Source organism: Enterobacteriaceae endosymbiont of Donacia semicuprea (genome assembly GCF_012570535.1).
In the GTDB taxonomy this organism is placed as follows: Bacteria; Pseudomonadota; Gammaproteobacteria; order Enterobacterales; family Enterobacteriaceae.
Genome location: NZ_CP046210.1, coordinates 195,946 through 210,341 on the forward strand (window position 1 = coordinate 195,946; position 14,396 = coordinate 210,341).

11 protein-coding genes and 2 tRNA genes are annotated in these 14,396 nt (G+C 18.6%); 7 read left to right on the forward strand and 6 right to left on the reverse strand.

Annotated elements, in window-relative coordinates; genetic code table 11:
- Positions 1–283, reverse strand: a 283-nt coding sequence (locus GJT91_RS02285) for a thiamine pyrophosphate-binding protein (RefSeq protein ID WP_246212896.1), incomplete at its 3' end; no start/stop codon positions are given.
- A gap of 248 nt (positions 284–531) precedes the next feature.
- A tRNA-Trp gene (locus GJT91_RS00940) sits at positions 532–605 on the reverse strand.
- Positions 606–960: 355 nt separating this feature from the next.
- On the opposite strand from GJT91_RS00940, the gene GJT91_RS00945 reads away from it, so the two are divergent.
- Both GJT91_RS00945 and tpiA read left to right on the forward strand, forming a co-directional pair.
- Entirely contained in the window at positions 961–1,713 is a 753-nt protein-coding gene (locus GJT91_RS00945; protein ID WP_168868390.1) for an FAD-binding oxidoreductase, read from the forward strand.
- Positions 1,714–1,734: 21 nt separating this feature from the next.
- Complete coding sequence (gene tpiA / locus GJT91_RS00950; protein WP_168868391.1) at positions 1,735–2,511, forward strand: triose-phosphate isomerase; 777 nt, start codon at positions 1,735–1,737, stop codon at positions 2,509–2,511.
- On the opposite strand, the gene lysS is transcribed toward tpiA, so the two are convergent.
- The 4 genes from lysS to GJT91_RS00970 all read right to left on the reverse strand — a co-directional run bounded on the left by lysS (position 2,497) and on the right by GJT91_RS00970 (position 6,869).
- Complete coding sequence (gene lysS / locus GJT91_RS00955; RefSeq protein ID WP_168868392.1) at positions 2,497–4,014, reverse strand: lysine--tRNA ligase; 1,518 nt, start codon at positions 4,012–4,014, stop codon at positions 2,497–2,499. The genes tpiA and lysS overlap by 15 nt on opposite strands.
- A 15-nt stretch (positions 4,015–4,029) precedes the next feature.
- A protein-coding gene (gene prfB / locus GJT91_RS00960; protein WP_246212898.1) for a peptide chain release factor 2 occupies positions 4,030–5,128 on the reverse strand; the annotation gives its coding sequence in 2 pieces (ribosomal slippage) (positions 4,030–5,061 and positions 5,063–5,128; 1,098 coding nt in all).
- Between the two features lie 147 nt (positions 5,129–5,275).
- Positions 5,276–5,348, reverse strand: a tRNA-Ile gene (locus GJT91_RS00965).
- Between the two features lie 66 nt (positions 5,349–5,414).
- The gene (locus GJT91_RS00970) at positions 5,415–6,869 is read right to left on the reverse strand and encodes a Do family serine endopeptidase (protein WP_168868394.1); all 1,455 of its coding nucleotides are present in this window, start codon (positions 6,867–6,869) and stop codon (positions 5,415–5,417) included.
- 232 nt (positions 6,870–7,101) lie between these two features.
- Between GJT91_RS00970 and rpiA the strand changes: the two genes are divergently transcribed.
- From rpiA to GJT91_RS00995, 5 genes are all read left to right on the forward strand, one after another.
- Positions 7,102–7,764: a ribose-5-phosphate isomerase RpiA gene (gene rpiA, locus GJT91_RS00975; RefSeq protein ID WP_168868395.1), complete on the forward strand. Its 663-nt coding sequence runs from the start codon at positions 7,102–7,104 to the stop codon at positions 7,762–7,764.
- Positions 7,765–7,779: 15 nt separating this feature from the next.
- On the forward strand, positions 7,780–8,610 hold the full coding sequence (gene dapF, locus GJT91_RS00980) for a diaminopimelate epimerase (RefSeq protein ID WP_168868396.1): 831 nt from the start codon (positions 7,780–7,782) through the stop codon (positions 8,608–8,610).
- A 47-nt stretch (positions 8,611–8,657) separates the two neighbouring features.
- Positions 8,658–10,835: a UvrD-helicase domain-containing protein gene (locus GJT91_RS00985; RefSeq protein WP_168868397.1), complete on the forward strand. Its 2,178-nt coding sequence runs from the start codon at positions 8,658–8,660 to the stop codon at positions 10,833–10,835.
- Positions 10,836–10,905: 70 nt separating this feature from the next.
- The gene (corA, locus tag GJT91_RS00990) at positions 10,906–11,856 is read left to right on the forward strand and encodes a magnesium/cobalt transporter CorA (protein WP_168868398.1); all 951 of its coding nucleotides are present in this window, start codon (positions 10,906–10,908) and stop codon (positions 11,854–11,856) included.
- Positions 11,857–12,298: 442 nt separating this feature from the next.
- The coding region (locus GJT91_RS00995) for a 2-oxoglutarate dehydrogenase E1 component (RefSeq protein WP_168868399.1) at positions 12,299–14,396 on the forward strand (2,098 nt) is incomplete at its 3' end.

Genomic DNA, 14,396 nt, shown 5'->3' on the forward strand with positions numbered 1-14,396 from the left:
TTGCGACAATAGGAACAGAATCTACCATTGCGTCTGCAATTCCTGTTATTAAATTAGTTGCTCCAGGACCTGATGTTGCTATACAAACTCCTATTTTTCCTGTAGCACGAGCATATCCTATTGCAGCTATTGCCGCTGCTTGTTCATGTCTACATAATATATGTTCTATTTTACTATTATATAATGCATCATAAAGAGGCATTATTGCACCACCAGGATATCCAAATACTATTTGGACATGTTCTTTTTTTAGTGCATGAATTATACATTGTGCTCCATTCATATTTTAAACCTCTTTAATTTAGTAATATAATATGCATAATTCATCTTTATTATGTTTTAATTCATGTAAATTTTAAAGATTAGAAAGATATGATTTTGTATTTGATATATTATTAAATTTTTTAAAATAATATAAATTTATTAAATAAAATTTATAATATTTTAATTTTAAATAAATAATTATTTATTATAATAACATAAATATATATTTTATAAAAAAATTATATAATTAAAAAAAATAGTAATTTTCAGGGGTGGAGGGATTTGAACCCCCAACCATTGGTTTTGGAGACCAATATTCTACCTAATTAAACTACACCCCTTAAATTATTTCTATATAAATTAAAATGCATTATAGAATAATAATTTTTTTACAAAATTTTATTAAATATAATCTATTATTAATTAAAAAATTTTCATATATTATTATATTAATAATTTTTAGAATAATAACATAAATTTTTTATAAAAAATATTAAAAAATAATAAAATAAAATTTTATATAAAAAATTAATAATATAGAGTAAAATTTAACAATATTTAACTTATAACTTATAAATAATATTAATTTTTATTAAAATTTTTTAAAATTATAAAAAATTTAATTATTAATATGTTTTATAAAAATTATGTTTTTATATTAAAATATAATTTTAAAATAAAATTTAAGGATTAAATATGACAGAATGGATTATTGGAAATATTAAAGATATAAAATATTGGACAAAAAATTTATTTAGTATTATTTTAAATGCAAAAGTTAATAATTTTATTGCTGGACAATTTACAAAATTAGCTTTAAAAATTAATGGGAAAAAAATACAAAGAGTATATTCATATATAAATTCTCCAAAAAATAAAAATCATGAATTTTATATTTCTAATATTAGAGGAGGAAAATTAACTCCATATTTATATAAATTAAAAATTAATGATGAGATTATGATTTCTAAAAATGCTTTAGGTATTTTTACATTAAATAATATTAATATTTGTAAAAATTTATGGATGTTATCAACAGGAACTGGTATTGGACCTTATCTTTCAATTTTACAAGATGATATTTGTTTTGAAAAATTTCAAAAAATAATTCTAGTACATTCTATTAGATATATAAATGATTTTAATTATTTAAATATAGTTAATAAAATTAAAAAGAAATATAATAATAAATTTAAAATACAAATTGTTTTAACTAGAAATAATAATGTAAATAACTCTATTTTATATGGTTATATTCCTGATTTAATTAAAAATGGAAATTTAGAAAAAAAAATTGGTATAAAAATTGATAAAAAAGATAGTCATATAATGTTATGTGGTAATCCAAATATGATAAAAGAAACAAGAAGAATACTAGAAATAGATAAAAATTTATCTAGAAATCTTTCTAATCAAAACGGTAATATTACATCAGAACAATATTGGTAAAATAATTATAAGGGGAAAAATATGAAAAAATTTTTAATTGTTGCTAATTGGAAATTAAATGGAAATCTTAATTTTATAGATAAAAATATAAATTTAATAAAAAAAATAAATAATTTGTTACATTATTGTAAAATAGCAATAGCACCACCTTATGTATATATATATTATCTACATAATTATTTAAAAAATACATCAATAAATTTAGTAGCACAAAATATAGATATTCATGAAAAAGGATCTTTTACAGGTGAAATATCAATAAATATGTTAAAAGATATTGGTGTAAAATATGTAATAATTGGTCATTCAGAAAGAAGAATAAATCATTATGAAAATAATAATTTTATAGCTAAAAAATTTATTTTAACCAAAAAAAATGGATTAATACCGATTTTATGTATTGGAGAAACAAAAGAAGAAAAAAAACAAAATAAAACAGAAAAAATTTGTATTAATCAAATTAATTCAATATTAAAAATATGTGAAGTTAATATATTTTATAATACTATTATAGCTTATGAGCCAATTTGGGCTATTGGTTCTGGAAAAATTGCAAATATAAATGAAATAGAAAAAACTATTAATTTTATTAAAAAATATATTTCATCTATAAATCAAAAAATATCAGAAAGTATTATTTTTCAGTATGGAGGTTCTATTGATAAAGATAACATTAATAATTTATTTCAAATAAAAAATATTAATGGTTTATTAGTTGGAAAAGCTTCTTTAACAATAGAAAATTTTATATCTTTAGTTAAAAAAGCTGAAAAAAAAATGAGTTTATTGAGGTCTTAACATAGGAAATAAAATTACATCTCTTATAGACTTAGAATTTGTAAATAACATAACTAATCTATCAATACCTAATCCTAAACCTGCTGTAGGAGGTAATCCATATTCTAATGCTTCTATATAATCTTGATCATAAGATTTTTCATAAATATTATTTTTTTTAGTATTATTAAATTTTTTTAAATTATCTTGTTGTTTAAATCTTTTTTTTTGTTCTTCTGGATCATTTAATTCAGAAAAACCATTTGCTATTTCCATACCACAAATAAAAAATTCAAATCTATCAGTAATTAAAGGATTTAAATTATTGCTTCTTGACAAAGGAGAAACTTCAACAGGATATTCTGTAATAAAAGTTGGTTTCATGAGTTTATTAGCAATTTTTTCTTCAAAAATTTCAGAAATAATTTTACCTTTACTCCAATTTTTATCTATTTTAATATTTAATAAATTAGTAATTTTTATTAAAACATTAATATCTTCTAAACTATCTAAAGAAAATTTAGGATAAAAAAAAATGATAGATTCTTTCATTGTTAATATATTAAATTTATTTTTTAAATTAAAAACATAATTATTATATTTTAACAAAGAGTTATTAAATAATAATTTATATATTTTTTTAAATAAATTTTCAAATAAAATCATTAAATCTTTATAATCAGCATAAGCTATATACATTTCCATCATTGTAAATTCAGGATTATGTTGAGTAGAAATACCTTCATTACGAAAATTTCTATTAATTTCAAAAATCTTATTAAAACCTCCAATAATAAGACGTTTTAAATATAATTCAGGTGCTATACGTAAATACATATTTATATTATATTTATTATGATAAGTTACAAAAGGTTTCGCTAAAGCACCTCCAGGTATATTATGCATCATAGGAGTTTCAACTTCAATAAAATCCATTTTATTCATAAAATTACGAATATTTAATATAATTTTAGATCTTATTTTAAAGATATCACGTGTTTTTTTATTTACAATTAAATCTAAATATCTTTTTCTATATTTTATTTCTTTATTTTGTAATCCATGATATTTATTAGGTAATGGTCTGATTGCTTTTGTTAATAAATAAATTTTTTGACAAAAAATTGATAAAACATTAGTTTTTGTTTTAAAAAGATTACCAATTACACCTATAATATCTCCAAGATTATATTCTTTTAAAAATTTTTTATATTTTTCAAAAGATATACTATCTTGAGATATATAAATCTGTATTTTTCCTGTATAATCTCGAATATTAATAAAAGTAGCTTTCCCCATAATTCGTAAATTAACTATACGTCCTGCAACATTAAATATTTTTTTATTATCTAAATTAATGTCTTTATTATTAAATTTTTTATTTAAATTCTTACATGTAATACTAATTTTAAAATTATTAGGAAAAGCAATATTATTTTTTCTTAATTTAATCAATTTTTTATGTCGAAACTTTACTTCATTATTATTACTATTTTTATTAAAATAATATTTATTTTCAGACATAATAAAATCCTTGATTTATAAACCTAATTTTAAACTAGCTTGAATAAATTTATCTATATTACCGTTAAGTACAAAATTTACATCCTTAATTTCTATACCAGTTCTAATATCTTTAATTCTTGCATCATCTAATATATAAGAACGTATCTGATATCCCCAACTAATATTAAATTTTTGTTGTTCAACTTTTTTTTGTTTTTTTTGTTTTATTTTATTTTTTAAATCATATAATTTAAATTTAATTTGCTTCATTGCTTGACTTTTATTTTGATGTTGCGATCTATTATTTTGACATTGTGTAACTATTCCTGTAGGAATATGTGTAATACGCACAGCTGATTCTGTACGATTAACATGTTGTCCTCCTGCTCCAGAAGCTTTATAAAAATCAATACGTAAATCTTTTGTATTAATAGATATGTTATTTTTATCTAAAATATCTGGATAAATAAAAGTAGAAGCAAAAGAAGTATGTCTTCTTCCAGAAGAACTAAAAGGACTTTTTCTAACTAGACGATGGATTCCATTTTCTGTACGTAACCATCCAAAAGCATAATTTCCAATTATATGTATAGTTGCTGACTTTATTCCTATAATTTCTCCAGGTATTTCATTTATTATTATAGTTTTAAATTTTTTTTGCGTAGCCCATTTTAAATACATTTTCATAATTATTTTTGCCCAATCTTGGGATTCTATTCCTCCTGACCCAGATTGTATATCTATAAAACAATTTTTATTATCATTTTTTTTAATAAAAATTTTTTTTAATTCTAAAATATTTATTTTATTTTCTAATTTAGATAATATTTCTACAGATTCGCTTAATATAATTTTATCATTACTACCAATAGCTAAATTAATTAATTCATTAATATCAATAATTTCTTGATTAATTTTATCTAAAGAAAATAATAAATTTTCTATATTTGATTTTTTTTTATTTAAATTAAGTACATAATTAATATTATTCCAAATATTAGGATTTTTTAATTCATTATTTATTTTTAATAATTTTTTTTTATATTTTAAATAATTAAAGAAACCCCCTAATAAAAATATTTTTTTTTTTTATTTTTTTTAAATTATTTTTTATTAAGTTAATTTCTAACATTTTTATTTTCCTAATTTTTAAATATATAAAAAATATTAAATTTAAATTTAATTTAAAAAAAACTATTTATTTAAATAAAAATTTTTATTTAAATAATTATTAAATTTTTTTGATATGAAAAATCTAAAATAATTCTTTTTTATTATCTGGCCCTTGTTGGATTTGAACCAACGACCTAACGATTATGAGTCGTTTGCTCTAACCACTGAGCTAAAGGGCCATAATGTAATTATGATATTAGTATTAAATATTTTTAAATTTATTTCAATTAAATTAATAAATTTTTTTAATTAATTAAATATAAATTACGTTTCCCTCTTAAAATATGTAAAAGAATTAATGATTGTTTTTTATTTAAAACTTTTTTAACATCATTTACATTTTTAATAATCCTTTCATTAATTGCTATTATTATATCACCTTTTTTTAAACCTATTTTTTCAGCTGGAGAATTTTTTAAAACTTTATTAACTTGTACACTCGTTTTTTGAATTTTTTTAAAAAAATAAATTTTATTTTTTAATTTAATATTATTTAAATATACTCCTTCAATTCCATTATAAATAATATTTTTAGAAATATTATCATTATTATAATCTTTTATTTTCACATTAACAATTTTAAAAATTCTTTTTCTTATAATTCCTAATTTAACAACAGTACCTCGAACAAAAGAACTAATTTTAGCTTTTAATAAAGAATAACTATCAATATTTTTACCATTTAATGAAATAATAACATCACCAGCTTGTAATTCATTATCTTTAGATAATTTTATAATTTCACGAACAAAAACTCCTTTATTTATATAAGGAATTTGTAAAATTTTTGCTAATTCTGGCTCAAAATCTATTCCATTTATTCCTAAAGAACCTCTCTTAATTTTACCAAATTTAATAAATTGATTAACTAAATTCATAACAGTATTAATAGGTATAGCAAAACCAATTCCGATATTACCCTCATTAGGAGCTAATATAGCTGTATTTATTCCAATTAAATCTCCATTTAAATTAACTAATGCTCCTCCAGAACTTCCAAAATTAATTGCAGCATCAGTCTGAATAAAATTTTCAAAATTTTCAATATGAAGACCAGAACGTCCTAATCCTGATATAATTCCTGATGTAACTGTTTCACCTAAAGCATATGGATTTCCTATTGCTATAGTATAATCACCTACTTTTAAAGTATCAGAATTTGCTATTTTAAGACTTTTAAGATTGTTTGTTTTTCCCATAATTTTTATTAAAGCTATATCGGTTTTTGAATCCCTTCCTATTATTTGTGCTTCATAAGTTTTACCATTATTTAATTCTACAGAAATATAATTAGCATGATCTATTACATGATTATTAGTAATAATTAAACCTTTTTTAGCATTTATAATAACTCCGGAACCAATTGAATGAAATCTTTGTTCAAGAATATTATCACTATTTCCACAAATAAGAGTATTCTCATATGGAGAACCATCCTTACAAAGTAAAAAATGTTCTCTTAAATATTGTTCTACTTGTTTAGGTAATTTATATTCAGATGTAAAAGTACTACCTTGAACATCAATATTAACAACTGAAGGTATTACTTTAGCTAAAATAGGTGCTAAACTAGGTAAATTATTATTTAACTTTTTTGTAAAATTAGGTAATAATTTAGCATTAACGTTTTTTGGTGTTGTTATTGTTATTAATATATAAACAAAAAAAAGTAAACAAAAAATTATTTTTATTTTTTTCATTTTATAATCTCATAATAAAATTTATTATAAAATAATTTATTTATTAAGTAAATATCAATGAATTTAAGTAAATAATAAAAAATTATTTTTTTATTAAGAATCCAAAATTTTCTAAATTTTTATTAAAAATTATAACTTATAAAAATCAATTTTATATAAATAACATATAAAATTTTTTACAAATTATTATACTTAATATAATATAAATTTTATTTTATATAAAGTTATATATATGCTTAATAAATTAAAAAATATTGCAGCTAAAGCTGCAATAACATTTATTAAAAAAAATAGTATTATTGGTATTGGTTCCGGAACTACAATATCCTATTTTATAGATATTTTATCTACTGTAAAAAAAAATATTAAAGGAGTAGTATCTGCTTCTAAAAGTTCTACAGAAAAATTAAAAAAATATAATTTTAATATTTATGAAATTAATAAAATAGATAAAATTGGAATATATTTTGATGGTGCTGATGAAATTAATAATAAAATGCAAATGATTAAAGGTGGGGGAGGTGCATTAACCAATGAAAAAATTATATCCAGTTTTTCTGATTTATTTATTTGTATTATTGATCAATCTAAATATGTTACAAATTTAGGTAAATTACATCCATTACCTATTGAAATAATACCTTCTGCAAAAAATTTTATTATTAAAAAATTACTATATATAGGAGCTATAGCCAAATTACGTACTAATGTGATTACAGAACATGGTAATTTAATTTTAGATATATATAAATTAAATATTTATGATGCAATTCAAACAGAAAAATATATAAATAATATTCCCGGAATTGTTACTGTTGGTTTATTTACACAAAGATGTGCTGATATAGTTGTAATTGGAAATTATAATTATAAAGTATCTATATACTATAAATAGAATTTAATAAATTATATGAAAATAAAATTTGCAAAAATGCATGCATTAGGTAATGATTTTATTATTATAAATAATATTAATAAAAATTTTGATTTTAAAAATAAAGTTATAAAAAAATTATCTAATAGATATACAGGTATAGGTTTTGACCAATTATTACTAATAGAAACATCTTTAAATAAAGATATTGATTTTAATTATAGAATTTTTAATTGTGATGGTAGTGAAGTAGAACAATGTGGTAATGGAGTTCGTTGTATTGCTCAATATTTAAGAATAAAAAAATTAATATATAAAAAAAATATATGTGTAAGTACAAAAAATCGTATAATATATTTAAAAATTTTAAATAAAAAAGAAGTTATTGTAAATATGGGTATTCCTTTATTTAATCCTAAAGATATTCCTTTTTTAACTAAAAAAATTAAAAATAATTATAAAATTTATTTTCAAAATAAATGTATCAATTTTAGTGTTGTTTCATTAGGAAATCCACATTGTGTTATACAAGTAAAGAATTTATCAAGTATTTCAGTATTATCGATAGGTTCATTTATATCAAAAAATAAATTATTTCCAAAAAAAATTAATGTTATATTTATGAAATATATAGATACAAATACTATTAAATTAAGAATTTTTGAAAGAGGCGTAGGAGAAACTAATGCCTGTGGATCTGGTGCATGTGCAGCTGTAGCTGTTGGCATTAAAAAAAAAATTTTATCTAAAAAAGTAAAAGTAAATTTAGTTGGGGGTAATATCGATGTAACATGGGAAGGAAATAATAAAGACTTATTTATGAAGGGAGAAGCTAACTATATTTATGATGGTATAATAACATTATAATAATTTTTATTAAACAAATATAATTATTAATTAAGATATTATGATAAATGAATAACATAGATTTATTAAAAAATTTAAATAATAAACAAAAAGAAGTAGTATCTGAAATTAGAAAAAATTTATTAATATTAGCTGGGGCAGGAAGTGGTAAAACACTTGTATTAATACGAAGAATTGCATGGTTAATTCATAAAGAACATTGTTCTCCAAAATCAATTTTAGCTGTAACTTTTACAAATAAAGCAGCATTAGAATTAAAAATAAGAATTAAATTATTATTAAATAACAATAAAAAAAGTAGTATTTGGATAGGAACATTTCATAGTTTTGCTTATTATCTATTAAGAATTCATTATTCAGAAGCTGGATTATCTAAAAATTTCCAAATTATAGATAGTTATGATCAAAAAAATTTAATTAAAAGAATTTTAAAAAAAATGTCTTTAAAAGACAAAATCTATTCTATAGAAAATATAATTAAATATATAAATAATTTTAAAAATAATTTATTTAATAATAACAATATAATTTATAAAAATAATTTACATAATATAAATTTATCTAAAATATATGATGAATATCAGAATCTTTGCAAAATAACAGAAGTTATTGATTTTAATGAATTAATTTTATGTTTATATAAATTATTTTTAAATAATCATAATATATTAAAAATATATCAAAAAAGATTTAAAAATATTTTAATAGATGAATTTCAAGATACAAATGATATACAATATAAACTTATATCTTTATTATATAATAAATATTATAATACTAAAATTGTTCTTGTGGGAGATGATGATCAATCAATTTATGGGTGGAGAGGAGCAAAAATAGAAAATATTAATTATTTTTTACGAGATTTTGATAATGTTAAAACAATTTTATTAGAACAAAATTATCGTTCTACTTCTAATATTTTAAATGCGGCAAATAAATTAATTTCATATAATAATATTGAACGAAAAAAAAAATTATGGACTAATTCAAATAATGGAAAATTAATTTCAATTTATTATGCATTAAATGAATTTGATGAAGCTGAATATATTGCAAAATATATAAAAAAAAATTTTTTAAAAAAAAATATAAAATTAAATAATTGTGCAATTCTTTACAGAAATAATGCTCAATCTCGTATTTTAGAAGAAATTATGTTAAAATTTTCTATTCCTTATCAAATTTATGGAGGAATACGTTTTTTTGAACGTTATGAAATAAAAAATATATTAGCTTATTTAAGACTAATATCTAATTTAAATGATGATAATTCTTTTGAAAGAATTATTAATGTTCCAAAAAGAGGAATTGGATTAAATACATTAAAAATTATAAAATTTATATCTGAAAAATTTTTTTTAACATTATGGCAATCCAGTATTTATATTTTAAAAAATAAAAAATATTTAAATAAAAAATCTTTAAATTCATTAAGAAAATTTGTTAATTTAATTAAAAAATTAAAAAATAATATAATTGAAAAACCATTATCGATTATTATTGAAGAAACTATAAAAAATTCTGGATTATGGGATATGTATAATAAAAATTGTTTATCTGAAAATAATTTTACTAAAATAGATAATTTAAAAGAATTTATTAATGCTGCAAATTATTTTATGAATATTTCATTAAATAATAAAAAAAAAAATAATTTATTAATAGATTTCTTATCCAGAATTTTATTACTAACTGATGATATTGATTTTAAAAAAAAAAATAATAATTGTAATTTCATACAGATGATGACATTGCATGCTTCTAAAGGATTAGAATTTTCTAAAGTATTTATAATTGGAATGGAAGAAGGAATTTTTCCTAATAAAATATCTTTTAATGAAAAAAATATAAATGAAGAAAGACGTTTAGCATATGTAGGAATTACTAGAGCTAAAAAAAAATTAACATTAACTTATACAAAAAATCGTTATTTATATGGTAAAGAAATACATTCAATACCATCAAGATTTCTTAATGAATTACCAAAAAATTGTATTAAAAAAATTAGTCATTTAAAAAATAAAAATATATTTATTAAAAAAAATATATTAAAAGATAAAAAATATTTTATAGGACAAAATATTTATCACAAAATTTTTGGTAAAGGAATAATTTTAAATATAGAAATATTAAAAAATAATAAAAAATTACAAATTAAATTTAATAATAAAACAATAAAATGGATAATATCTGATTATATACAAGTTTGTATTTTAAAATAATATTATTTTATAAAATTAAATTTATAAAAATTTTATTAAAAGTAATATTTTTAAATTTTTAGGAGTTATAATGTTAAATATTTTTAAAATAGATAATAATCATTTAATAAATTTAAAATTAAGTAATTCTGATGATGTTATGAAAGCAATTTGGGTTGATTTGATTAAACCTGAAAAAAATGAAAGAAAAAAAATATATTATTTACTTGGACAAAATTTAGTTACTCGTCCAGAATTAGAAGATATAGAAGCATCTGCAAGATTTTTTGAAAATAAAGAAGGTTTACATATACATTCTTTTTTCTTTTATAAAGATAAAGATAATCATGCAGGTACTACTACTGTAGCATTTACAATTAAAAATAATAGATTATATACTTTAAGAGAAAGAGAATTACCAACTTTTCGTTTATATATAATACGTACTCAAAATCATACCATGATATATGGTAATCCTTATGAGTTATTATTAGATTTATTAGAAACAAAAATTGAACAATTAGCTGATGAAATTGAAAATATATATAGTGATTTAGAATATTTAAGTTGTATTATTATGAAAGGACATCAAGATGATGAATTTGATAATGCTCTTTCTACTTTAGCTGAATTAGAAGATATTGGTTGGAAAGTTAGATTATGTTTAATGGACACACAAAGAGCTGTAAATTTTTTAATGAGAAAAACTAGATTACCAAGTAATCAAATAGAACAAGCCAGAGAAATATTTAGAGATATTGAATCATTATTACCTCATAATGAATCATTATTTCAGAAAGTTAATTTTTTAATGCAAGCTGCTATGGGTTTTATTAATATAGAACAAAATAGAATAATTAAAATTTTTTCATTAGTTTCTGTAATATTTTTACCTCCTACTTTAGTTGCATCAAGTTATGGTATGAATTTTTCTTTTTTACCAGAATTAAAATGGAAATATGGATATATATATGCCATCATATTAATGATAATATCAGCTTTAGCTCCTTATTTTTATTTTAAAAGAAAAAAATGGTTATAAATACATAAAACATTAATAATTAATTATTAATGTTTTATGTATTTATAGAATCTAATATAAATTATATTTTTCTAATAAACTTAATATTTTAATACTATTAATAAAAATAATTCAAAAAAAATTTTCATAAAATAAATTTTTATATTTATAATATTAAAAATAAAAGTTATTTAATAAATTTTAATAAATATATGATAATTTTTATTTAAAAAATAATAAAATTTTATTTACGATATTAAAAATTATATTTTTATATTTATCTATTTTTTAAAAATTAATTTTTTATTTTTTATCATTGTTCTTTCTAAATTAAATAAGTATAATTATCTTTAATTTTTTATTATAAAATAATATTTATTAAATTTTTATTATTTTTTATTTATGTAAATAAATTATTTTATTATTAATAATAAATATTATTATCTTTTAATAAGAGATCAGAATGAATAATTATCAAAAAAATATTTTAAATGATAATATTTTTTATATTGAAAAATTATATCAAAAATTTTTACTAAATCCTAATTCAATAAATAAAAATTGGATAAATATATTTAAATCATTTGAAAAAAAAAATAAAATTTTAAAAAAAAATAATAATTATTATAAAAATTTATTTTTAATAGAAAAAATTAATAAATTATTAATTAATTTTAGAGTCTTAGGTCACTATTACGCAAATACTAATCCCTTATCTTTAAATAAAAAAAAATTAAGTAATAATTTACAATTAAAATATTATCAAATTAGTCAAGAAGATTATCAAAAAAAAATTACATTAAATAATTTTTTATATAATCAAAAAATAATAGATTTACATAAAATTTTTCAAAAAATTTATTGTAAATCTATTGGTATAGAATATACATATTTACCAAAAAATGAAAAATGTTGGATACAAAATAATATTGAAATTATTAAAAATAATTTTAATTTTCTAGAAAAAAAGATATTTTTAGAAGAATTAATTGCAGCAGAGGTATTTGAAACAAATATAGGTAAAAAATTTCCAGGAGCAAAAAGATTTTCATTAGAAGGATGTGATGTTTTAATTCCTTTAGTAAAGGAAATAATACGTTATTCAAATAAATTAAATAATAAACCAACAAAAATAATTTTTAGCATGGCACATAGAGGAAGATTAAATTTTTTAGTTAATATAATGGGTAAAAAAATTCAAGATATAATTAATGAATTTTCAAATACTATTTTAAAAAAAAAAAATGAAAATGATGATGTTAAATATCATTTAGGTTATTCTTCTATAGTTAGAATTAAAAAAGATAAAATTAAACTTGAATTAGTATTTAATCCATCTCATTTAGAAATTATTAATTGTGTTACCATGGGTATGGTAAGATTTGAAAACGATTTTTCGAAAATAAATCATAAGTATAATAATGTACTACCTATTAGTATACATGGAGATGCTGCCATTAGTGGGCAAGGAATAGTACAAGAAGTTTTAAATTTATCCAAAACTAGAGGTTATAATATTAATGGTGTTATTCATATTATTATTAATAATCAAATAGGATTTACTACTTCTAATATCAATGATATTAGATCAAGTTATTATTGTACTGATATAGCTAAAATGATTCGGTGTCCTGTTTTTCATGTGAATGCTGATAAAATAGAAGATGTAATTTTTATTATAAGAATAGCTATTAATTATAGAAATATCTTTCATAAAGATGTTTTTATAGATTTAGTTTCATATCGTAGACATGGTCATAATGAAATGGACGATCCATATATGACTCAACCTTTAATGTATAATATTATTAAAAATCATTTAACAATACAAGATTTATATTTTAATAAATTATTATTTAATAAAATTATTAATTTTAAAGAAAAACATAATTTATATAAAAAATATCAAACTTTATTTAATGAAGGTAATTTTTTTACTAAAACAGATATTTTTTATAAAAAAAAATATATAAAAAAAATATATAAAAATTTAAAAATAGATAAATTAAAAAAATTACTTTTTAAAATTAGTACTTTTCCTAAAGAATTTAATATTCATCCTATAGTTAAAAAAATTTATTTAGATAGAATTAGTATGAGTAAGGAAGAAAAAAAAATTGATTGGGGAACCGCAGAAAATTTAGCATATGCAAATATTCTTGTTCAAGGAATATCATGTCGTTTATCAGGAGAAGATATAAAAAGAGGAACATTTTCTCATAGACATACAGTTATATATGATCAAAAAAATGGTTTTTCTTATATACCATTAAAAAATATTGCTATAAATCAAGGAAATTTTAATATTTATAATTCTGTTTTATCTGAAGAATCAGTATTAGGTTTTGAATATGGTTATTCTATTAACAATTTAAATATTGTAATATGGGAAGCACAATTTGGAGATTTTGCTAATGGAGCACAAATTATTATAGACCAATTTATTAGTTCTGGAGAAAAAAAATGGGGATATAAAAGTAGTTTAATACTTTTTTTACCTCATGGATATGAAGGTCAAGGACCTGAACATTCTTCATCAAGAATAGAAAGATATTTACAGT

Coding starts and splice junctions, on each gene's coding strand:
- GJT91_RS00945 (WP_168868390.1), top strand. CDS start 961: ATGACAGAATGGATTATTGGAAATATTAAAGATATAAAATATTGGACA.
- tpiA (WP_168868391.1), top strand. CDS start 1,735: ATGAAAAAATTTTTAATTGTTGCTAATTGGAAATTAAATGGAAATCTT.
- lysS (WP_168868392.1), bottom strand. CDS start 4,014: ATGTCTGAAAATAAATATTATTTTAATAAAAATAGTAATAATAATGAA.
- GJT91_RS00970 (WP_168868394.1), bottom strand. CDS start 6,869: ATGAAAAAAATAAAAATAATTTTTTGTTTACTTTTTTTTGTTTATATA.
- rpiA (WP_168868395.1), top strand. CDS start 7,102: ATGCTTAATAAATTAAAAAATATTGCAGCTAAAGCTGCAATAACATTT.
- dapF (WP_168868396.1), top strand. CDS start 7,780: ATGAAAATAAAATTTGCAAAAATGCATGCATTAGGTAATGATTTTATT.
- GJT91_RS00985 (WP_168868397.1), top strand. CDS start 8,658: ATGAATAACATAGATTTATTAAAAAATTTAAATAATAAACAAAAAGAA.
- corA (WP_168868398.1), top strand. CDS start 10,906: ATGTTAAATATTTTTAAAATAGATAATAATCATTTAATAAATTTAAAA.